This is a genomic window from Citrobacter sp. Cpo148, from assembly GCF_030332375.1.
Taxonomy (GTDB): domain Bacteria; phylum Pseudomonadota; class Gammaproteobacteria; order Enterobacterales; family Enterobacteriaceae; genus Citrobacter; species Citrobacter portucalensis.
Genome location: NZ_JAOWHY010000050.1, coordinates 427,160 through 447,610 on the forward strand (window position 1 = coordinate 427,160; position 20,451 = coordinate 447,610).

The window sequence follows — 20,451 nt, forward strand, 5'->3', positions numbered from 1 at the left end:
AGACTGACTATGGAAAACATTCAAACACTTATCGCCCAGTATCCTTTAGTGGAAGATCTGGTTGCTCTCAAGGAGACAACCTGGTTTAACCCTGGCACCACCTCTCTTGCGGAAGGTTTACCGTATGTTGGCCTGACTGAACACGATGTTCAGGATGCTCACGCCCGTCTGACGCGCTTTGCGCCGTACCTGGCAAAGGCATTCCCGGAAACCGCGGCCACCGGCGGCATTATTGAATCTGAGCTGGCCGCGATTCCGGCCATGCAAAAGCGGCTGGAGAAAGAGTACGGGCAGCGCATCAATGGCGAAATTCTGCTGAAGAAAGACAGTCACCTGCCAATTTCTGGCTCGATTAAAGCCCGTGGTGGCATTTATGAAGTACTGACCCACGCGGAAAAACTGGCGCTGGAAGCCGGTCTGCTGACCACACAAGACGATTACAGCGTTCTGCTTTCGCCCGAATTCAAACAGTTCTTTAGCCAGTACAGCATCGCAGTAGGCTCCACCGGTAATCTCGGCATGTCGATTGGCATTATGAGCGCCCGTATCGGCTTTAAGGTGACGGTGCATATGTCGGCCGACGCCCGCGCATGGAAAAAAGCCAAACTGCGCAGTCACGGTGTGACGGTCGTGGAGTATGAAGAAGATTACGGCGTGGCGGTTGAACAGGGCCGTAAGGCGGCGGAGTCCGATCCAAACTGCTTCTTTATCGATGATGAAAATTCCCGCACGCTGTTTTTAGGCTATGCGGTGGCCGGACAGCGCTTAAAGGCGCAGTTTGCCCAGCAGGGGCGCGTGGTGGATGCAGACCATCCACTGTTTGTTTACCTACCATGCGGCGTCGGCGGTGGCCCTGGCGGCGTGGCGTTTGGCCTGAAGCTGGCGTTTGGCGATAACGTGCACTGCTTCTTCGCAGAACCAACCCATTCACCGTGCATGCTGCTGGGGATTTATACCGGACTGCACGATACGATTTCCGTGCAGGATATTGGCATCGACAACCTGACGGCGGCTGATGGGCTGGCTGTCGGCCGTGCGTCTGGCTTTGTTGGCCGGGCAATGGAACGTCTGCTCGACGGTCTGTACACTCTGGACGATCAGACGATGTACGATATGCTGGGCTGGCTGGCGCAGGAAGAAGGTATTCGCCTCGAACCGTCAGCGCTGGCAGGGATGGCCGGTCCGCAACACGTTTGCGCCTCTGCTGACTATCAGCACATGCACGGCTTCAGCGCGGATCAGCTCAATAACGCCACCCACCTGGTGTGGGCGACCGGCGGTGGAATGGTCCCGGAAGATGAAATGGCGCAGTATCTGGCCAAAGGACGTTAAATACAGCTGAGCTTAACGCAGCATCGCCATCAGCTCCATCGGTGAGCGATGCTGCTTAAGCAGGTCACGCATCACGCGCATATGCGGCGCGGTATGGCTGAAGAAAGCCTGATAGCCTGCACACAGCACGCCCTTTCCATTTTCCTCGCAGTACGCAGGACAATCACCGTGGTAATATTGAAACAATGAGCATGTCTGGCAACGCGTATTCATTGATGACATGGTCTGTCGTTCAATCTGTGCCGTCAGACCACACCACTGGCGAAGCGTTTTATCGAAAAGCTGGATAGATATCTGATTAATATCTTCACGTACCCAGATATCAAATATCGTAATTAAAAATCGGCCCCATGCCTCAGACGTAACCGATTCGTCTGTCAGATGACCTGAACCATCGTGCTTAACCAGCGGAATAAATTGTACCAGGCGAACATTTCCTTGTTGCAAACCACGGTACACTTCAACCGGTTGTAAACACTTCTGATGGTCAATCACCACGTTTAAAACATCATCACTAACATCCATGTTCTCACATCCTGTCATGCAAAATTCCCGATAAATACGATAAGTTGGCGAACATGCGTTACAGCAAACAGCATTGCGAGGGATAACACCGCGAGGGAGATCATAAATTTGTCACGCACCGCGCGAGATTCAGAAAAATCGCTATGACTCACATCCATCAGATTACGGCTGCGGGTGTAGTGCCAGAGGATAATCGCCACTATCGCCAGCACAACTACCGATATCCAGAACAACACTCCCGCCTGGTGCCAGTTGTGCTTAATCGCCAGCGCCATTAACGCGCCATAGCCCAACAACGTGCGAAACCAGGCCAGTGAAGTCCGCTCCGGTTGTAACCCCGGGTCAGCGATGCGTCGGGATTTGCGGCTATCCGGCATACAGCACCAGCGTCATGACAATCACCGCCACAATAGTCAGCATGACGCTGATAATCAGCAGGCTGTGGGTGTAGGGCAAGTCCTCTTTCAGTCGCATCGCCTTTTCGTTACGTAGCCAGCGCAGGTAGCCGTAGATCGCCAGACCGCCGGCAAACAGACACAGCAACAAGGCAAGCGCCTCACGGATGACCGGCGTGGCAAAATCCGGGGCCAGTTGATCAAGGCCAACCCCCGCCGCCAGAAATCCGAGCGCGGTGCGGATCCACGCCAGAAAAGTACGCTCATTTGCCAGCGAGAAGCGATAATCCGGTGCTTCTCCAAGGCGAGAAATCTTCATGACAGCTCCTTAAATATTGTTGTCTGGTCGTTATACCGGAACAGTTAAGGAGTATGAACCTGATTCTCAAACGAGAGGGCGAGTCGGGTGATGAGACAATGGGAAAGAGAGAGGGTGTTTGTAATGCCGGATGGAGAGTTGCGTTTTATCCGGCCTACAGGAGATGCAGGCCGGATAAGTCAGTTTTAACCTAATCCCCAGAAGAGCACCGCCAACAGTTGCGGGGTGATAATCCTCAGGAACATGACCAGTGGATAAACGGTAGCGTAGGAGAGCGCTGCTGCCCCGCTGGTGGCATGCAGGTTATTAGCAAACGCCAAAGCCGGGGGATCGGTCATTGAGCCAGCCAACATGCCACACAGTGTCAGATAGTTCATTTTGGCAAAGATTCGCGCCAGCAAGCCCACGGTAATAAGCGGAATCGCGGTAATGAAAATACCGTAACCCACCCAGCTCAGGCCATCGCCCTGTGTTAGGGTATCGACAAAATCACCGCCTGACTTCAGACCCACCACCGCAAGAAACAGCACGATACCCAACTCTCGCAACGCCAGGTTAGCGCTGGGAGGCATAAACCAGTACAGCTTACCGATGCTACCAATACGCCCCAGGATCAGGGCCATAATCAGCGGCCCGCCGGCCAACCCCAGTTTCAACGCCACCGGGAACCCCGGGATGAACAGCGGGATTGAACCCAGTAGAACACCCAGCCCGATACCGATAAATACCGGCAGCATCTGCACCTGCTGCAGTTTTTGCTGCGCGTTACCCACAACATTGGCAACGGCATCAATGGACGCGGGACGCCCCACCAGATTGAGGATATCCCCGAATTGCAGGCTGGCGTCACTGCTGGCTACCAGCTCAACACCCGCACGGTTCAGGCGGGAAATCACCACGTCGTAACGTTCTTTAAAGTGCAGGTCGCGGATACGTTTACCCAGCACCTGCTCGTTGGTCACCACCACGCGTTCGACGCGTAAATCGGTACCTCGCGTAGACAGCGATGTGTCTACCTCCTGCCCAATCACCACCTGCGCGTTATGCAGGTCAGCAGGCTGTCCGACCAGGTGTAGCAGGTCGCCCATCTGGATAACAGTCCCTGGCGACGGCACCATCAATGTCTCGTCACGTTTCAGACGCGAGCAGATGATTTTGTCGCTGTTCAGAATCGGGACATCCTGAATCGCCATATTGTTGATGTTTGGGTTTTCCACGCGGATGTTCATCGTCTGAATCAGTGCGTGCCCGTTGGTCAGCGTGGATTCATGCTGCTGGGCTTCAGCATCGACGTTAACGCGGAAAATAAGGCGCATCAGCCACATGGTCAGTAAAATTCCGCAGATGCCGAAAGGATAAGCCATGGCATAGCTCATCCCCATCTGGTCAACCACATCGCCAGGCGTACCTAAATCGCGCAGAATTTGCTGCCCCGCACCTAACGCCGGGGTATTGGTGACCGCTCCAGAGAATATTCCCAGCACCACAGGGAGAGGAATGGCAAAAATCTTATGCAGGATCGCGGTGACCATGCCACCCATGATGACAATCAGCACAGCAAACAGATTCAGCCGCAGGCCCGAAACGCGCAGAGAAGCAAAAAAGCCCGGCCCCACCTGAATACCAATGGTGTAGACGAAAAGAATCAGGCCAAATTCCTGAATAAAATGCAGCATGTCGCCGCTCAGGGTCATCCCTGCCTGATCGACAAAATGCCCGACGATAATACCGCCGAACAGCACGCCTCCAATGCCAAAACCCACACCACGTATTTTTATGTTGCCGATCCATAACCCGACAACTGCCACTAATGCCAGAACGCTGACCGTCAATGCTATATCACTCATTATTCTGTTCCCTGTGAATAACATTTCATTTAACGAGGATTATGACTGAAGCGTTCAGGCATGAATGCAGAGTGGCGCACATTATCATGCTACAAGGCGCTCTGGAGCGCTTAAGAAGGGCGCTCTTTACTGTTTTTCTTTACGTCGATTTGTAATTGCTGAATGCTTTTTTCTGGCAATGGCAGCGCTTCTGGCATCGTGCCCCCCAGATCATGAATAGTCTGACGAACTTTGCGACCTACTTCATAATGCGTCTGATTAGCTTGCTGTTTGGTGTTAACAGAGTCTCTGCGCAGTTTGTCTTCCGTTTGCGTTGCCCGAAACAGATTTGCCGCGAGCTCTGTAGACCCCATGTGATCGAGAATTTTTTGGCTTTTCTTCAACCCTTTACGTTCATGAATCGCTCGCTGATCTAAACCACCATAAAGCCCCTTGTAACCATGGTTTTGAAAGATAGCAAAATCGAAAGTGGTCTCTACGCCAGCAAGTTGTGCAGTTTCAACAAGATGCTTATTGTGTTCTTTTAGTTCATTGCGTAAGAACAAACGTTTTTCATCCTCACGCAGAGATTTAAAAGCAGCATCATCGGCCAACTCCTGACGCCGGGTTTGAATAGCAAAGTAGGTTTGCCCTGCCGCTATAACAGGTTTCGCGGGATCACCATTTTGCACGACCAGATAACAGGCGTAGCGGGAGAGTTTTACGTCTTTTAGTTTCCGACTGGCTCCTGACCCAATTCGTACCATTGCGAGGATCTCCTCGAAATGGTCACTCTCTAATTGACCACTGGCTACACATGACTCCACTGCTTTCTTTATGACAGGTAGAAAATGTCGGTACTCTGAATATTCAAGAGTTTTAGCGAATGCCCGGGCAGACCAATATTCAACCCCGGCATCATCAAACTGTTTCATGGCTTCAAATGGCTGATGTTCACTCATAAAAACATTCCCTCGTTAAGAGTATTAATACTGGATGTTTTTACAGTGAAACATTCGTTACAACAAGTCAGTTTCATGTGTGCTGACGCACAAAAAAGCCCCGTCATTTCTGGCGGGGCAAAGGCATGGAGCTATTTAACTATCTAATGCAGGACGTTCGCTGATGGCGATACGTTGTGGAGCAATGGTTTCAGGTTCATTCCGGGTCAAATCAATATGCAGCAAGCCGTTAGTGAAGCTTGCGCCGGAGACCTCCATATTTTCAGCCAGCGTAAAGCTCAGGCTGAACGGCTGAGTGACCAGCCCCTGATGCAACCATTTGGTCTCTTTTTCCGGCTGCTGCGGCGTACCTTTCACGGTCAGGCGCGTGCCTTCCAGTTGAATATCCAGATCTTCCTGGCGGAAACCGGCTAACGCAAGGGTAATGCGGTAGTGGTTATCATCGCTCTTTTCGATGTTATAAGGCGGGAAGCTCTGGCTTTCACCGGTGTTTTGCAAGGCATTGGCCAGTTTGTCAAAACCGATCCATTGACGCAGCAGTGGGGATAAATCGTAGTTACGCATAATAATCTCCTTCCAAGAAGCGAGTAGGTACCTTTCGGCTCCCTGACGGCAAGCCGATGACTTAGCAAGGCCGCCTGAAGCGGCCTACAGAATTAGTTGATTTCGATGCGGCGCGGTTTGTTCGCTTCAGGAATCACGCGCTCAAGATCGATATACAGCAGACCATTTACCAGGTTTGCGCCGCGAACATGAATGTTCTCCGCTAACTGGAACTTGCGTTCAAAGTTGCGCTCGGCAATACCCTGATACAGGTAAGTACGTTCTTTTTGATCGTCCGCATGGGCGCCTTTTACCACCAGCAGATTGTCCTGGGCAGTAATTTCCAGTTCGCTTTCAGCAAAACCGGCAACGGCAATTGCAATGCGGTAATGGTTTTCGTCTACCAGCTCCACGTTGTACGGAGGGTAGCCGCCATTGCTCTGGCCCTGATTGTTTTCCAGCAGGTTAAACAGACGGTCAAAACCAATAGCAGAACGGTACAGCGGGGATAAATCAAAGTTACGCATAATCAATAGCTCCTGAAATCAGCGAGAATAATTGACCTTCCATCATGGACAGGTCAGGTAGCCAGGACACCCATCAGGCATGCCCTTCATTTGTCTACACTCTAAAAATGGGTCTTAATACAAACTTTTCAAGCGTATTCATCTGACTTTTTTTGCAGTTTGTTGTCTATTGCATACACTGGGGGGAGCAGTTGTTCTCGTTAAATCGCGATGGCCGCCACAGTGCGACGAAATGGTGATGTTATTTTCGCAACGGATCGCTTTAACTCACCATGCAAACACGATAAATACAGATGAATAAATGATGATTAAAAAAATGTTGGTAACACTGACGATGTGTAGTGGGATGGCGTTTGTAAGCGGTTGTTCCAGCATAATGTCGCATACAGGTGGCAAAGAAGGGACGTATCCTGGCACGCGAGCCAGTGCCACAATGATTAGCGAAAGTGATACGAACTGGGGAACCAAGTCGCTGGCGATTCTGGATATGCCTTTTACCGCGGTGCTCGATACGGTATTGCTACCTTGGGATCTCTTTCGCAAAGATAACTCGGTGAGATCCCGCGTAGAAAAGAGCGAGGAGAGAACCCAGGCCACGAACGCCGTTATTCCCCCGGCAGAAATGTCTGCTCCATAAATTAACGCCCGGTTTCAGTCACCCACAGCTGGCGGAAACCCTCGACGTCTTCCATCCACGCAACCTGTCGACCATCAGGGGAGAAGACGATCGCATCGGCCGACGGAGGGTTATCATGACGTTCCGTTAAAAAATCAATCTCGCCCGTTTGAACATCACAACAGGCAATTCTGTTCTCCAGTACAAATCCCAGCCATTTCCCCGATGGGTGCCAGTTAAAGGCTGACTGAATATTCGTAGCGCACTGGGTAAGCTGACGCAGCGATCCACCCTGTGGGGAAATCAGCCACAGCTGTACAATACCGTTGTCATCACGCATTAAAAACGCAATCTCAGATGCCTTTGGATTACTGCGTACCCAGTGGCGAGGCTGATTCACCAGCCCCGGGAAGGCGCGCTCATGGGTAAACGTCAGACGGCGTTGGCGAATACCGGATGGTGGCGCAGGCATGGTCATGTCAGTCCCCTCCAGAGGCGCGTCCCCCGGCTGTTTCCAGCCGCTTTCATCCTGTGGCAAATCAACAATAAACAGCTCCGGTACTTTCTCGCCAGTGGCTGATAGCGTATCACCGATAAACGCCAGCCTGTTTTCTCCAACCCAGCCCTCTTCATAGGCGCGGTTAATCTCATCGCTACCCGGTTTTGGCGTTGGTGTCGTCTGGCTCACCAGCACGCACCAATGGCTGCCACTGTATTCACGCGGATGCTGCGCGGAGACCTTCACCGGACCATACGGTGCAGCCACACCGACGTTGCGTAAATCGAGCGCCGGAGAGCGCTCATGCAGAACATGGTCGTTATAGGTGAAACTGACAAACTCACCGTTCGGGCTAAAAACATGCACATGACTCCCGCCGCGCAGCGCACCTGGCGTATAGGGCGCAGTAATATCCATTGCATCCAGATTCTCCACCCCAGCCTGCGTAACAATCACCCCACGACGATGATGGAAGTCGTAATGCCATGTTTCATCAGGATTTTCAGGCCCGTGAATGAATACATATTTTTCCAACTTTGGATGAACGGTCACCACGCCAACGTGCGATCCCTGAGTAGCCCGGTAAATCACCTCCAGCTCGCCAGTATGGATATTGACGCGCTCAATTGTTTCACCGGTAAAGGAAGCGCCGGAAGGGCGCACATCAAAGACCAGCCACTGGCTGTCCGATGTCCAGGTGTTGATATTGGTAAGCTGATGATTACGCGGCGTAAAGGTGATTTGCTTCATGAGATGCCCTGATACAAGACGATTAAAACAATCATACTTCACAAGCACTTCACTTTCAGGCTTTAGCGTATCGCCATCTTCATTTTTGCGGACAGAAAGATGGAACATTTTGACGTAGCGATTATCGGTTTAGGTCCGGCAGGCGCAGCGCTGGCGCGACAGTTGAGCGGAAAAATGCGCGTGATTGCGTTGGATAAAAAACGCCAGTGCGGCAACGAAGGTTTCACTAAACCCTGCGGCGGTCTGCTGGCCCCGGACGCCCAGCGTTCGTTTATCCGCGACGGGATAACCTTACCCGTTGATGTTATCGCCAACCCGCAGATTTTTAGCGTTAAAACGGTTGATGTTGCCGCTTCTTTGACGCGTAACTACCAGCGCAGCTACATTAATATCAACCGCCATGCTTTTGATTTATGGCTTAAATCTCTCATCCCTGATGATGTGCAGGTGTATCACGACAGCCTGTGTCGGAAAATCTGGCGCGAGGGCGATAAATGGCATGTTATCTTCCGCGCCGACGGTTGGGAGCAGCAGATCACTGCACGTTATCTGGTGGGGGCAGACGGCGCGAATTCACTGGTGCGCCGTCATCTCTATCCACAGCACCAAATCCGTAAATATGTCGCTATTCAACAATGGTTTGCGGAAAAGCATCCCGTACCGTTCTATTCCTGTATTTTTGATAACGATGCAACTGACTGTTATTCCTGGAGTATCAGCAAAGATGGCTATTTTATCTTTGGTGGCGCCTACCCCATGAAGGACGGACAGGCACGCTTTGACGCGCTGAAAGAGAAGCTGGAAGCGTTCCATTTCCAGTTCGGCAAACCGGTGAAAAGTGAAAAATGTACGGTGCTATTCCCCTCACGCTGGAAAGACTTCGTCTGCGGCGAGGACAACGCATTTTTGATTGGTGAAGCGGCCGGTTTTATCAGCGCCAGCTCGCTGGAAGGGATTAGCTATGCGCTGGACAGCGCGGAGATCCTCAAATCGGTACTGCTGCGGGATACGCCAGATATGAATCACGCTTACCGTAAAGCCACCCACAAGTTACGTCTCAAACTGTATGGCAAAATCCTGAAAAGCCGGACCCTGACGTCGGCATTTTCCCGTAAATGGATTATGCGTAGCGGCGTTGCGCATATTCCCTTGGCAAAATCTGAAAGTCACCCGCCAGCGAAAGCAAAGCGTGAGAAATCGCGTAGTATGGCTATGACATTATGGCGCGTTTTTTTAAGGGATTAAGTTGAACATAAAATATAGCTGGTTGGTAAAATCACTGGTCGTATCATCGCTTAGCGTTATGTTATCAGGGTGCCTGAGCTTTATGTGGCTCAAAGCAGGCGATCCACACACAACAATGGAAAAGTGGGAAACAGACACCGTTATTGGCTTATCGTCAGGTAAAGATAATGATGGTAATGAAGGCTATGTCTTTGTCGGTAAAACGTTTGATTATCTGATAACCAGTGGTGCCGAAAGCGTGGTGAAGTTGCTGCAAGATCCGCAAATCGACCGTCATAATTTACAGGCAGTTGATATCGCCAAATTCATCATCAGCGACAATAAAAAGGTGTTTAAAGGCGTATTAACGCTTAAATACACAGGGGAAACGCAGGACGTTAAACAAGTGCTTACGGGCTACGGTTTTGACTGCTCAGCGCAATACTGCACTAAAAATCTATCCAAACTGCAAGGGACAATCCATAAAAAAAGCACCAAACAGGATTACTCGCAGATGCTTACGTTTTATCATCCATTTACCGTTGGTTTTTACGAATATAAAACCTCACATATACCCGAATTCGTCACAAACGGACTGCTGCCCATTACTATCACTCTGGATGTCGTAACCTCTCCATTACAAATATTATTTTTTAATTATTATCACCAATAAATATTTAAATGGGCAAATGTAACAAGGCACTTGCCCATAATTTCTTAATTCAGCGCAAATTTCTCAATGGCATACGCGACGCCATCTTCAAGGTTAGATTTCGTCACGAAGTTGGCGATTTCTTTGACTGACGGAATAGCGTTATCCATGGCAACGCCCACCCCTGCGTATTCAATCATCGCGATGTCGTTTTCCTGATCGCCAATCGCCATCACCTCTTCGGCTTTAATGCCTAACGCATCGGCCAGCGATTTTACGCCCGTCCCTTTATTGACGCGTTTATCGAGGATTTCGAGGAAGTACGGCGCACTTTTCAGCACGGTGTACTTCTCTTTTACTTCCGCAGGTAGACGAGAGATAGCTTTATCGAGGATCTCCGGCTCGTCAATCATCATCACTTTCAGGAACTGGGTTGCGGGATCCATTTTCTCGGCTTCACAGAACACCAGCGGGATGGTCGCGACAAACGATTCGTGCACCGTGTAGTAGCTGATATCACGGTTCGCGGTATACAGCGTATTGCGATCGAGGGCGTGGAAATGCGAGCCAACTTCCCGGGAAAGCTGCTCCAGGTAGCGATAATCATCATAGCTCAGCGCGGTTTGCGCCACGGTACTGCCATCCCCTGCTTTCTGCACCAGCGCACCGTTGTAGGTAATGCAGTAGTCACCGGGTTGTTCCATATGTAGTTCTTTCAGATAGCTGTGAACGCCGGCATACGGGCGTCCCGTGGTCAGCACCACATTCACGCCACGCGCGCGTGCCGCGGCAATCGCCGTTTTGACCGCTGGTGAAATGGTGTGATCGGGCAGCAGAAGTGTGCCATCCATGTCGATAGCAATAAGTTTGATAGCCATGAGTTCCCCGGATTAAATGAGTCCGTCCTCATGCTAACGCGATTCCGCTCAAAAAACAGCTACGAAAAGGGGGATAGAAAGGGGAATCGAGATTCCCCTTTTTGTAGATTGGTTGTCGTTTGAAGGCCTGATAAGCAACGCGCCATCAGGCACAATACAACGTCTTGCCGGATGGCGGCGTAAACCGCCTTATCCGGCCTACAGATTGGCTTAAATATCGATGTTCGCCGCTTTCAGGGCGTTCTCTTCGATAAATGCGCGACGCGGTTCAACGGCATCGCCCATCAGCGTGGTGAACAGCTGGTCGGCAGCAATCGCATCCTTCACGGTAACGCGCAACATGCGACGGCTTTCCGGATCCATGGTGGTTTCCCACAGCTGTTCCGGGTTCATCTCGCCCAGACCTTTATAACGCTGGATAGCGAGGCCACGACGAGACTCTTTCTGCAGCCATTCCAGTGCCTGCTCAAAGCTGGCAACCGGCTGGCGACGCTCGCCACGTTCGATAAACGCATCGTCTTCGATCAGCCCACGCAGCTTCTCGCCAAGCGTACAAATACGATGGTACTCGCCACCGGTCACAAATTCATGTTCCAATGGATAGTCAGTATCGACACCGTGGGTACGCACCCGGATCACCGGTTCGAACAGGTTCAGTTCAGCGTCTTTACGCACGAAGCTATTCCAGGTGCTGCCGTGCATTTCGTTTTCATTAAGCACGTTAACCAACTGGGAAACCCAGGCCGTAACTTTCGCTTCATCAGCCAGATCGGCTTCTGGCAGCGTCGGTTGATAAACCAGCTCTTTCAGCAGCGCTTTCGGGAAACGACGTTCCATACGGCCAATCATTTTCTGCGTCGCGTTGTATTCAGAAACCAGTTTCTCTAACGACTCACCGGAAAGGGCCGGTGCGCTGGCGTTGGTGTGCAGCGTAGCACCATCCAGAGCGATAGAGATCTGATACTGATCCATCGCTTCGTCATCTTTAATGTACTGTTCCTGCTTGCCTTTTTTCACTTTGTACAGCGGTGGCTGTGCAATGTAAACGTGGCCGCGTTCAACGATTTCCGGCATCTGACGATAGAAGAAGGTCAACAGCAGCGTACGAATGTGCGAGCCATCGACGTCCGCATCGGTCATGATGATGATGCTGTGATAACGCAGTTTGTCCGGGTTGTACTCGTCTCGACCGATGCCACAGCCGAGCGCAGTGATCAGCGTCGCGACTTCCTGAGAGGAGAGCATCTTGTCAAAGCGCGCTTTCTCGACGTTGAGGATTTTACCCTTCAGCGGCAGAATCGCCTGGTTTTTACGGTTACGGCCCTGCTTCGCAGAACCGCCCGCGGAGTCCCCTTCCACAAGGTACAGTTCGGACAGCGCCGGGTCACGTTCCTGACAGTCCGCCAGCTTGCCCGGCAGACCCGCTAAGTCCAGCGCGCCTTTACGACGGGTCATTTCACGCGCACGACGTGCAGCTTCACGAGCACGCGCAGCATCAATAATTTTGCCAACAACGATTTTCGCGTCAGACGGGTTTTCCAGCAGATATTCGCTCAGCAGTTCGTTCATCTGCTGTTCTACCGCCGATTTCACCTCAGAGGAGACCAGCTTGTCTTTGGTCTGTGAGGAGAACTTCGGATCCGGTACTTTCACGGAAACAACGGCAATCAGGCCTTCACGGGCATCGTCACCGGTAGCGCTGACTTTCGCTTTTTTGCTGTAGCCTTCTTTGTCCATGTAGGCGTTCAGGGTACGGGTCATCGCCGCACGGAAGCCTGCAAGGTGAGTACCGCCGTCACGCTGTGGAATGTTGTTGGTGAAGCAGTAGATGTTTTCCTGGAAACCATCGTTCCACTGCAGCGCAACTTCAACGCCAATACCGTCTTTTTCGGTGGAGAAGTAGAAGATATTCGGGTGGATCGGCGTTTTGTTTTTGTTGAGGTATTCAACAAACGCCTTGATGCCACCTTCGTAGTGGAAATGGTCTTCTTTGCCGTCGCGCTTGTCGCGCAGACGAATAGAGACGCCGGAGTTCAGGAATGACAGCTCACGCAGACGTTTCGCCAGAATGTCGTATTCAAATTCAACAACATTGGTAAAGGTTTCGTGGCTTGGCCAGAAACGGACCTGAGTCCCGGTCAATTCTGTTTCGCCGGTTACTGCCAGCGGCGCCTGCGGCACACCGTGCACGTAAGTTTGCTGATGCACTTTGCCTTCACGACGAATCACCAGTTCCAGCTTCTGTGACAGGGCGTTAACGACGGAAACACCCACGCCGTGCAGACCGCCGGAAACTTTATAGGAGTTATCATCGAATTTACCGCCTGCGTGCAAAACGGTCATGATAACTTCCGCTGCCGAAACGCCCTCTTCCGGGTGAATACCGGTTGGGATACCACGGCCATCATCGGTAACGGACACGGAGTTGTCAGCGTGAATCGTTACCACGATATCTTTACAGTGACCCGCGAGCGCTTCGTCGATAGCGTTATCTACCACCTCGAATACCATGTGGTGCAGACCGGTGCCGTCATCCGTGTCGCCGATATACATACCCGGGCGCTTACGCACCGCATCCAGTCCTTTCAGGACTTTGATACTGGAGGAGTCATAAGAATTCGACATCAACGTTTCTCGCTCATTTTATCTTGGGTTAATCCGTTATTTTACCCTTTTCCACGGTAAACATCTTCGAATTTTCATCGGACATGTCTATAACGTGTTCAGCGCTGATTGCGCTGACAAAGACCTGAGATTGCGTGGCTTTTAAGCGGCTGGCCAGCAGTCCGCGACGCGCGTCATCCAGTTCAGAGGCAAAATCATCTATCAGGTACAGGCAGCGCCGCCCGCTTTCACGGGTCAGGAACTCCCCTTGCGCCAGACGTAAGGCGCACATCAGCAGCTTTAGCTGCCCACGCGACAACGTATCTTCCACCGGCGCACCGTCGGCGCGAATGCGGAAATCCGCCTTATGCGGGCCGTGCGCAGTGTAGGTCAACATGCGATCGCGTTCAAAACTGCGTTCCAGCACTTCGGCATAATCAGTCTCTTTCTCCCAGCCGCGCTGGAATGAGAAGGAGAGCGAAAACTCGGGAAGAAACTGCTGGCAGGTATCCGCCATATCCTGCGCGATACCGGCGCTGTACTCCGCGCGCCAGGTGCTGATTTGTTCCGCCAGCGGGATAAGTTCTCTATCCCACGGGCGCAGTTGCTCATAACGACTCACCTGGCGCAGTGCCGCATTGCGCTGCTTGAGCAGTCGCTTCAGGTTGCTCCAGGCGGTGAAAAATCCGGCTTCATTGTGAAAGCATCCCCAGTCAAGAAATGCTCTTCTGTATTTGGGGCCGCCGTTGAGTAAAGTAAACCCCTCTGGCGTGATCAGCTGCATCGGCATCAGGTGTGCCAGTTCTGCGACCTTGTGCCCGTCAGTGCCGTCAATGCGCACTTTGCTGTCGCCCAGTTTGTCTTTCGTCAGGCCAATCGACGTCTCACGTTCTTCACCCTGCAAACGCCCGTGTAAAACAAACGACTCCTGCTCGTGGCGAATCACGCGGCCAATCTGCAAACTGCGAAACGCCCGGCCATGGCCGAGCGTATAGATGGCTTCCAGCACACTGGTTTTGCCGCTGCCGTTCGCGCCAACCAGGAAGTTAAAGCCAGGGGATAAAGCGAGATCCGCATTTTCAATATTGCGGAAATCTTTAATCAGGAGTCGGGATAGCGACATATCAACTCATAACCAGGGCGTTATCGTCGCAGTTAGTCTGGTTACGGCCAGCGCACAGCAACCGGAGCGTACTGAAGTACGTGAGGATTGCGAGCACTGCCCGGAGCCAGAATAACAAGTAAGATAGCCCGATATTCTTTACAAGCGCATAGGCATGACGACATAGGCTGCAGATTGTGACGCTGCATCTTCAATCTGTACGCTCGATACGGAATCGGTCAGCAGAATACGCACGTTCTCGCACTTCAGCGCGTTCAGAACGTCCAGTACGTAGCTCACGTTAAAGCCGATTTCCAGTTCTGTACCAGGATAGGAGACATCCAGAATTTCTTCTGCTTCTTCCTGCTCCGGGTTGTTGGCGGTGATTTTGAGCTGGTTTTCGCTGACATACAGACGCACGCCGCGGAATTTCTCGTTCGAGAGGATCGCCGCACGCGCAAACGCCTGTTTGAGGATATCGCAACCGGCTTCCAGATGCTTGTCCGGATTCTTCGGCAATACGCGGCGATAATCCGGGAAACGGCCATCAACCAGCTTAGAGGTGAAGATGAAGTCACCAACGTGCGCACGAATGTTGTTGCTGCCAATCTGCACGCGCAGCGGGTTATCGCCGCCGTCGAGCATACGCATCAGTTCAATCACGCCTTTACGCGGTACGATCACCGAATGGCTTGGCAACGGCTGACCAACAGGCATTGAACAGACCGCCAGGCGGTGACCGTCGGTCGCCACGGTACGCAGCTCTTCCCCTTCGGTTTCAAACAGCATGCCGTTTAAGTAGTAACGTACGTCCTGATGCGCCATCGAAAACTGCGTGGCTTCAATCAGGCGCTTCATCGTCGCCTGCGGCAGGGTGAATTCGACTTCGCTCTGCCAGTCGTCCAGATTCGGGAAGTCGGCGGCAGGCAGCGTAGACAGCGAGAAACGGCTGCGGCCAGAACGCACCAGCATACGGTCGCCTTCCAGTTGAACGGCAATTTCCGCGCCTTCCGGCAATCCACGGCAAATATCGAAGAATTTACGCGCCGGAACGGTGGTCGCACCAGGTTCATGAGGCTGGATCAGCGCCACGCGCGCCACCATCTCCATTTCGAGATCGGTGCCGGTCAGCGAAAGCGTGCCGTCAGCAACCTGCAGCAGCAGGTTTCCGAGAATAGGCAGTGTAGGACGTCCACCCAGCGGGCCGCTGACCTGCTGAAGCGGTTTTAATAAATGTTCACGTTCAACGGTAAATTTCATAGCGTCACGAAGATAATGTTCTGATTAAATTGGAGAAATCTTCTTTAATATCATGGCTTTCTTCACGCAACTGCTCAATCTTGCGGCAGGCATGAAGCACGGTAGTATGGTCACGCCCACCAAACGCGTCGCCAATTTCCGGCAGACTGTGGTTAGTGAGCTCTTTTGCCAGCGCCATCGCCATCTGGCGCGGACGAGCTACCGAGCGAGATCGACGCTTAGAAAGCAGATCCGCAATTTTGATTTTGTAATACTCCGCCACCGTCTTCTGGATATTGTCGATGGTGACCAGCTTTTCCTGCAAAGCCAGCAGATCGCGCAGCGCTTCGCGCACGAAATCGATAGTAATCGCCCGGCCGGTAAAATTGGCGTTGGCGATCACGCGGTTCAGTGCGCCTTCCAGCTCACGTACGTTAGAGCGTAGACGCTTGGCAATAAAGAACGCGACTTCACCCGGCAGACGAATGTCGTTTTCGTCGGCTTTTTTCATCAGGATCGCAACACGCGTTTCCAGTTCAGGCGGTTCGATCGCGACAGTCAGTCCCCAGCCAAAGCGGGATTTCAGACGATCTTCAACGCCGTTGATCTCCTTCGGATAGCGATCCGAGGTCAGGATGATCTGCTGATTGCCTTCCAGCAGGGCGTTAAAGGTGTGGAAAAACTCTTCCTGCGATCGCTCTTTATTCGCGAAGAATTGGATATCGTCAATCAGCAGCGCGTCAACGGAACGGTAGTAGCGTTTAAACTCTTCGATCGCGTTGTTTTGCAGGGCTTTGACCATGTCCTGCACAAAACGCTCGGAGTGCATATACACCACTTTGGCGTTTGGCTTACGCGCCATAATGCCGTTACCGACAGCGTGCAACAGGTGGGTTTTACCCAGACCCGTACCGCCATAAAGGAATAACGGATTGTAGGCGCCGCCAGGATTGTCCGCCACCTGACGTGCCGCCGCGCGCGCCAGCTGGTTAGATTTACCTTCAACGAAGTTATCAAACGTGTGTTTGACGTTGACGTTAGAACGATAGGTAGGTTCTGCCGGAGCCGGGACGTTATCCCAGCCTGGACGCGCCGCCGGAGCAGCACGTTGTGGTTGCACTTGCTGAGCCACGTGGGCGGGCGCAACAACATTGTTGACCGGCGTTTTCAGCGTTTGCGTGACGGGTTTAGTGCCGACTTCAAAGCGCAGCTGTGGGGCATCCGCGCCACAGAAATTATTGAGTAATCCATTAATATTATTAAGGTATTTATCCCTTACCCAATCGAGCACGAAACGGTTTGGCGCATACAAAGCCAGCGTGTTATCGCTCAGTTCCGCCTGCAACGGGCGTATCCACATACTGAACTCTGTGGCTGGTAACTCATCCTGCAATCGGGCAAGACACTGCTGCCAAAGCGAAAGTGACACGGCGGACTCCACTCGAACAAAAGTCGATAAATGACAAAGGCTGAAACATTCATGATTGTTGACGCACATCGACAAGACCCTATGCAAAGGGTGACGTGCGAATTGCTATCTGCAATTTTTACCCGATCAGGATCCATTGAAACGATCAGGACCGCGGATCATAGCGTAAACTGAGAAAGAGATCTTCTGTTTCTCACAGATTCTTCCCGATTTATCCACAGGATGATCCAGAATCGGCTAAGTGTAAACGATCCTGGAGAAGTGCTGCAGGTTTTAGCGCGCATATTGAAAAAATTAATGAGTAAAGATGCTTTACTGCTTAAACGATCTAATAAAGATCCCGTGCGATCCTTGCGCTTTATCCACCAGCCCGTATAATTCTTACCCCCAGCGAGTAACGGTCGCCTTACGGCGTCAACGCTGCCTGTTTTTTACGCGAAACCATGCGGAAAAAAGCGGGAAATAAGGAAAGAGAATTGACTCCGGAGTGTACAATTATTACAATCCGGCCTCTTTAATCACCCACACTGTGGCGTAAGTCGTTCGAAATTCGTTCGGGTATACGCAAAAGTCAGTGAATTTATTCAAGTTTAGGTAGAAATCGCCATGAAACGCACTTTTCAACCGTCTGTACTGAAGCGCAACCGTTCTCACGGCTTCCGTGCTCGTATGGCTAATAAAAATGGTCGTCAGGTTCTGGCACGTCGTCGTGCTAAAGGCCGTTCTCGTCTGACCGTTTCTAAGTAATAAAAGCTAGCCCCTGAGTGGTTAAGCTCGCATTTCCCAGGGAGTTACGTTTGTTAACTCCCACTCATTTCACATTCGTCTTCCAGCAGCCACAACGGGCTGGCACGCCGCAAATCACCATCCTCGGCCGCCTGAATTCGCTGGGGCATCCCCGTATCGGTCTTACAGTCGCCAAGAAAAATGTTAAACGTGCGCATGAACGCAATCGGATTAAACGTCTGACGCGTGAAAGCTTCCGTTTACGTCAGCACGAGCTTCCAGCAATGGATTTCGTGGTGGTGGCGAAAAAAGGGGTTGCTGACCTCGATAACCGTGCTCTCTCGGAAGCGTTGGAAAAATTATGGCGTCGCCATTGTCGCCTGGCTCGCGGGTCCTGATAGCCCTCATTCGGGTCTATCAACGCCTGATCAGTCCGCTGCTTGGGCCGCATTGCCGTTTCACTCCAACCTGTTCGAGCTACGGAATTGAGGCATTGCGCAGGTTTGGAGTGATAAAAGGCAGTTGGTTGACGGTGAAACGCGTATTAAAATGCCACCCTTTACACCCTGGTGGTGACGATCCCGTCCCGCCCGGACCATTTGATACCAGAGAACACTAACGATGGATTCGCAACGCAATCTTTTAGTCATCGCTTTGCTGTTCGTGTCTTTCATGATCTGGCAAGCCTGGGAGCAGGATAAAAACCCGCAACCTCAGGCCCAACAGACCACGCAGACAACGACCACCGCAGCGGGTAGCGCCGCAGACCAGGGCGTACCGGCCAGTGGCCAGGGGAAACTGATTACGGTTAAAACTGACGTGCTTGATCTGACCATCAACACCCGTGGTGGTGATGTGGAACAGGCTTCACTGCCAGCTTACCCGAAAGAACTCGGTTCTACCGAACCGTTCCAGTTACTGGAAACCACGCCACAGTTCATCTACCAGGCACAGAGTGGCCTGACAGGTCGTGACGGCCCGGATAACCCGGCTAACGGCCCACGTCCGCTGTACAACGTCGATAAAGACGCGTTTGTACTGGCTGACGGTCAGAACGAACTGCAGATCCCGATGACCTATACTGACGCAGCGGGTAACACATTCACTAAAACGTTTGTTCTTAAGCGTGGTGAATATGCTGTCAACGTTAACTACAGCGTGCAGAACGCCGGCGAAAAACCGCTGGAAATCTCCACCTTTGGTCAGTTGAAGCAATCCATCAATCTGCCATCTCATCGCGACACCGGTAGCAGCAACTTTGCGCTGCACACCTTCCGTGGCGCGGCGTACTCCACGCCGGATGAGAAGTATGAGAAATACAAATTCGACACCATTGCTGAAAACGAAAACCTGAACGTCAATGCTAAAGATGGCTGGGTCGCAATGCTGCAACAGTATTTCGCAACGGCATGGGTTCCGCGTAACGACGGCACCAACAACTTCTATACCGCTAACCTGGGTAACGGCATTGCCGCTATCGGCTATAAATCACAGCCGGTACTGGTACAGCCTGGCCAGACTGGCGCGATGACCAGCACCCTGTGGGTCGGCCCGGAAATTCAGGATAAAATGGCGGCCGTTGCACCGCACCTGGATCTGACCGTGGATTACGGCTGGTTGTGGTTCATTTCTCAGCCGCTGTTTAAACTGCTGAAGTGGATCCATAGCTTCCTGGGTAACTGGGGCTTCTCCATCATCGTTATCACCTTTATCGTTCGTGGCATCATGTACCCGCTGACCAAAGCGCAGTACACCTCCATGGCGAAGATGCGTATGCTGCAGCCGAAGATTCAGGCTATGCGTGAACGTCTGGGCGATGACAAACAGCGTCAGAGCCAGGAAATGATGGCCCTGTACAAAGCTGAGAAGGTAAACCCGCTGGGCGGCTGCTTCCCGCTGATCATCCAGATGCCAATCTTCCTGGCGTTGTACTACATGCTGATGGGCTCCATTGAACTGCGTCATGCGCCGTTCGCCCTGTGGATCCATGACCTGTCTGCACAGGACCCGTACTACATCCTGCCGATTCTGATGGGCGTGACGATGTTCTTCATTCAGAAGATGTCTCCGACCACCGTAACCGACCCGATGCAGCAGAAGATCATGACCTTCATGCCGGTCATCTTCACCGTGTTCTTCCTGTGGTTCCCGTCAGGTCTGGTGCTGTACTATATCGTCAGCAACCTGGTAACCATTATTCAGCAGCAGCTGATTTACCGTGGTCTGGAGAAACGTGGCCTGCATAGCCGCGAGAAGAAAAACTCCTGATTCGGTGTAGGCCGGATTAGGCGAAGCCGCCATCC

The 20,451-nt window shown here is 52.0% G+C and carries 22 protein-coding genes and 1 other annotated feature; of the genes, 9 read left to right on the plus strand and 13 right to left on the minus strand.

Annotated elements, in window-relative coordinates:
• The first annotated feature begins 9 nt into the window (after window positions 1–9).
• A complete protein-coding gene (gene dsdA / locus OGY10_RS23385) occupies window positions 10–1,332 on the plus strand; it encodes a D-serine ammonia-lyase (RefSeq protein WP_003827105.1) in 1,323 nt (440 codons plus the stop codon).
• A 12-nt stretch (window positions 1,333–1,344) separates the two neighbouring features.
• On the opposite strand, the gene OGY10_RS23390 is transcribed toward dsdA, so the two are convergent.
• From OGY10_RS23390 to ibpA, 7 genes are all read right to left on the minus strand, one after another.
• Complete coding sequence (locus tag OGY10_RS23390) at window positions 1,345–1,857, minus strand: radical SAM protein (RefSeq protein ID WP_003827104.1); 513 nt, start codon at window positions 1,855–1,857, stop codon at window positions 1,345–1,347.
• Window positions 1,858–1,871: 14 nt separating this feature from the next.
• Complete coding sequence (locus OGY10_RS23395; RefSeq protein WP_079934376.1) at window positions 1,872–2,234, minus strand: DUF202 domain-containing protein; 363 nt, start codon at window positions 2,232–2,234, stop codon at window positions 1,872–1,874.
• Entirely contained in the window at window positions 2,224–2,571 is a 348-nt protein-coding gene (locus tag OGY10_RS23400; protein WP_003023888.1) for a YidH family protein, read from the minus strand. Before OGY10_RS23400 ends, OGY10_RS23395 begins: the two co-directional genes overlap by 11 nt.
• Before the next feature lie 185 nt (window positions 2,572–2,756).
• The gene (locus tag OGY10_RS23405) at window positions 2,757–4,418 is read right to left on the minus strand and encodes a putative transporter (protein WP_079934377.1); all 1,662 of its coding nucleotides are present in this window, start codon (window positions 4,416–4,418) and stop codon (window positions 2,757–2,759) included.
• A 110-nt stretch (window positions 4,419–4,528) separates the two neighbouring features.
• Window positions 4,529–5,359: a DNA damage-inducible protein D gene (gene dinD / locus OGY10_RS23410; protein WP_191226625.1), complete on the minus strand. Its 831-nt coding sequence runs from the start codon at window positions 5,357–5,359 to the stop codon at window positions 4,529–4,531.
• A gap of 135 nt (window positions 5,360–5,494) precedes the next feature.
• Window positions 5,495–5,923, minus strand: a complete 429-nt coding sequence (gene ibpB, locus OGY10_RS23415) for a small heat shock chaperone IbpB (RefSeq protein WP_003827096.1) — start codon at window positions 5,921–5,923, stop codon at window positions 5,495–5,497.
• Between the two features lie 92 nt (window positions 5,924–6,015).
• Window positions 6,016–6,429, minus strand: a complete 414-nt coding sequence (gene ibpA / locus OGY10_RS23420; RefSeq protein ID WP_003023882.1) for a small heat shock chaperone IbpA — start codon at window positions 6,427–6,429, stop codon at window positions 6,016–6,018.
• Window positions 6,423–6,495: a sequence feature (ROSE (Repression Of Heat Shock gene Expression) occurs in the 5'-region of heat shock genes and acts as an RNA thermometer to modulate expression.), on the minus strand. It overlaps the preceding gene by 7 nt.
• Window positions 6,496–6,733: 238 nt before the next feature.
• Between ibpA and OGY10_RS23425 the strand changes: the two genes are divergently transcribed.
• The gene (locus OGY10_RS23425) at window positions 6,734–7,066 is read left to right on the plus strand and encodes a YceK/YidQ family lipoprotein (protein WP_003023879.1); all 333 of its coding nucleotides are present in this window, start codon (window positions 6,734–6,736) and stop codon (window positions 7,064–7,066) included.
• Window position 7,067: 1 nt separating this feature from the next.
• Here OGY10_RS23425 and OGY10_RS23430 read toward each other — a convergent pair whose 3' ends face one another.
• A complete protein-coding gene (locus OGY10_RS23430; RefSeq protein ID WP_079934379.1) occupies window positions 7,068–8,294 on the minus strand; it encodes a YidR family protein in 1,227 nt (408 codons plus the stop codon).
• A 99-nt stretch (window positions 8,295–8,393) separates the two neighbouring features.
• Here OGY10_RS23430 and cbrA point away from each other — a divergent pair, with 99 nt between their 5' ends.
• Window positions 8,394–9,539, plus strand: coding sequence for a colicin M resistance lipid reductase CbrA (gene cbrA, locus OGY10_RS23435; RefSeq protein WP_079934380.1), 1,146 nt, complete (start codon window positions 8,394–8,396; stop codon window positions 9,537–9,539).
• A gap of 82 nt (window positions 9,540–9,621) precedes the next feature.
• Window positions 9,622–10,191, plus strand: coding sequence for a YidX family protein (locus OGY10_RS23440; RefSeq protein ID WP_053069302.1), 570 nt, complete (start codon window positions 9,622–9,624; stop codon window positions 10,189–10,191).
• Between the two features lie 44 nt (window positions 10,192–10,235).
• Here OGY10_RS23440 and yidA read toward each other — a convergent pair whose 3' ends face one another.
• From yidA to dnaA, 5 genes are all read right to left on the minus strand, one after another.
• Window positions 10,236–11,048, minus strand: coding sequence for a sugar-phosphatase (yidA, locus tag OGY10_RS23445; RefSeq protein ID WP_003827086.1), 813 nt, complete (start codon window positions 11,046–11,048; stop codon window positions 10,236–10,238).
• 210 nt (window positions 11,049–11,258) lie between these two features.
• Entirely contained in the window at window positions 11,259–13,673 is a 2,415-nt protein-coding gene (gyrB, locus tag OGY10_RS23450) for a DNA topoisomerase (ATP-hydrolyzing) subunit B (RefSeq protein ID WP_008786542.1), read from the minus strand.
• A gap of 28 nt (window positions 13,674–13,701) precedes the next feature.
• Window positions 13,702–14,775, minus strand: coding sequence for a DNA replication/repair protein RecF (gene recF, locus OGY10_RS23455; protein ID WP_069323651.1), 1,074 nt, complete (start codon window positions 14,773–14,775; stop codon window positions 13,702–13,704).
• 138 nt (window positions 14,776–14,913) lie between these two features.
• Entirely contained in the window at window positions 14,914–16,014 is a 1,101-nt protein-coding gene (gene dnaN / locus OGY10_RS23460) for a DNA polymerase III subunit beta (RefSeq protein ID WP_003023863.1), read from the minus strand.
• Between the two features lie 4 nt (window positions 16,015–16,018).
• Complete coding sequence (gene dnaA / locus OGY10_RS23465) at window positions 16,019–17,422, minus strand: chromosomal replication initiator protein DnaA (RefSeq protein WP_003827078.1); 1,404 nt, start codon at window positions 17,420–17,422, stop codon at window positions 16,019–16,021.
• A gap of 297 nt (window positions 17,423–17,719) precedes the next feature.
• Here dnaA and OGY10_RS23840 point away from each other — a divergent pair, with 297 nt between their 5' ends.
• The 5 genes from OGY10_RS23840 to yidC all read left to right on the plus strand — a co-directional run bounded on the left by OGY10_RS23840 (window position 17,720) and on the right by yidC (window position 20,416).
• Window positions 17,720–17,800: a hypothetical protein gene (locus OGY10_RS23840; protein WP_418221920.1), complete on the plus strand. Its 81-nt coding sequence runs from the start codon at window positions 17,720–17,722 to the stop codon at window positions 17,798–17,800.
• A 228-nt stretch (window positions 17,801–18,028) separates the two neighbouring features.
• Complete coding sequence (gene rpmH, locus OGY10_RS23470) at window positions 18,029–18,169, plus strand: 50S ribosomal protein L34 (RefSeq protein WP_003023858.1); 141 nt, start codon at window positions 18,029–18,031, stop codon at window positions 18,167–18,169.
• Between the two features lie 17 nt (window positions 18,170–18,186).
• On the plus strand, window positions 18,187–18,546 hold the full coding sequence (gene rnpA, locus OGY10_RS23475; RefSeq protein ID WP_003844432.1) for a ribonuclease P protein component: 360 nt from the start codon (window positions 18,187–18,189) through the stop codon (window positions 18,544–18,546).
• Entirely contained in the window at window positions 18,510–18,767 is a 258-nt protein-coding gene (yidD, locus tag OGY10_RS23480) for a membrane protein insertion efficiency factor YidD (RefSeq protein ID WP_003023846.1), read from the plus strand. Before rnpA ends, yidD begins: the two co-directional genes overlap by 37 nt.
• Window positions 18,768–18,769: 2 nt before the next feature.
• On the plus strand, window positions 18,770–20,416 hold the full coding sequence (gene yidC / locus OGY10_RS23485; RefSeq protein WP_003827058.1) for a membrane protein insertase YidC: 1,647 nt from the start codon (window positions 18,770–18,772) through the stop codon (window positions 20,414–20,416).
• The last annotated feature ends 35 nt before the right edge of the window (window positions 20,417–20,451 follow it).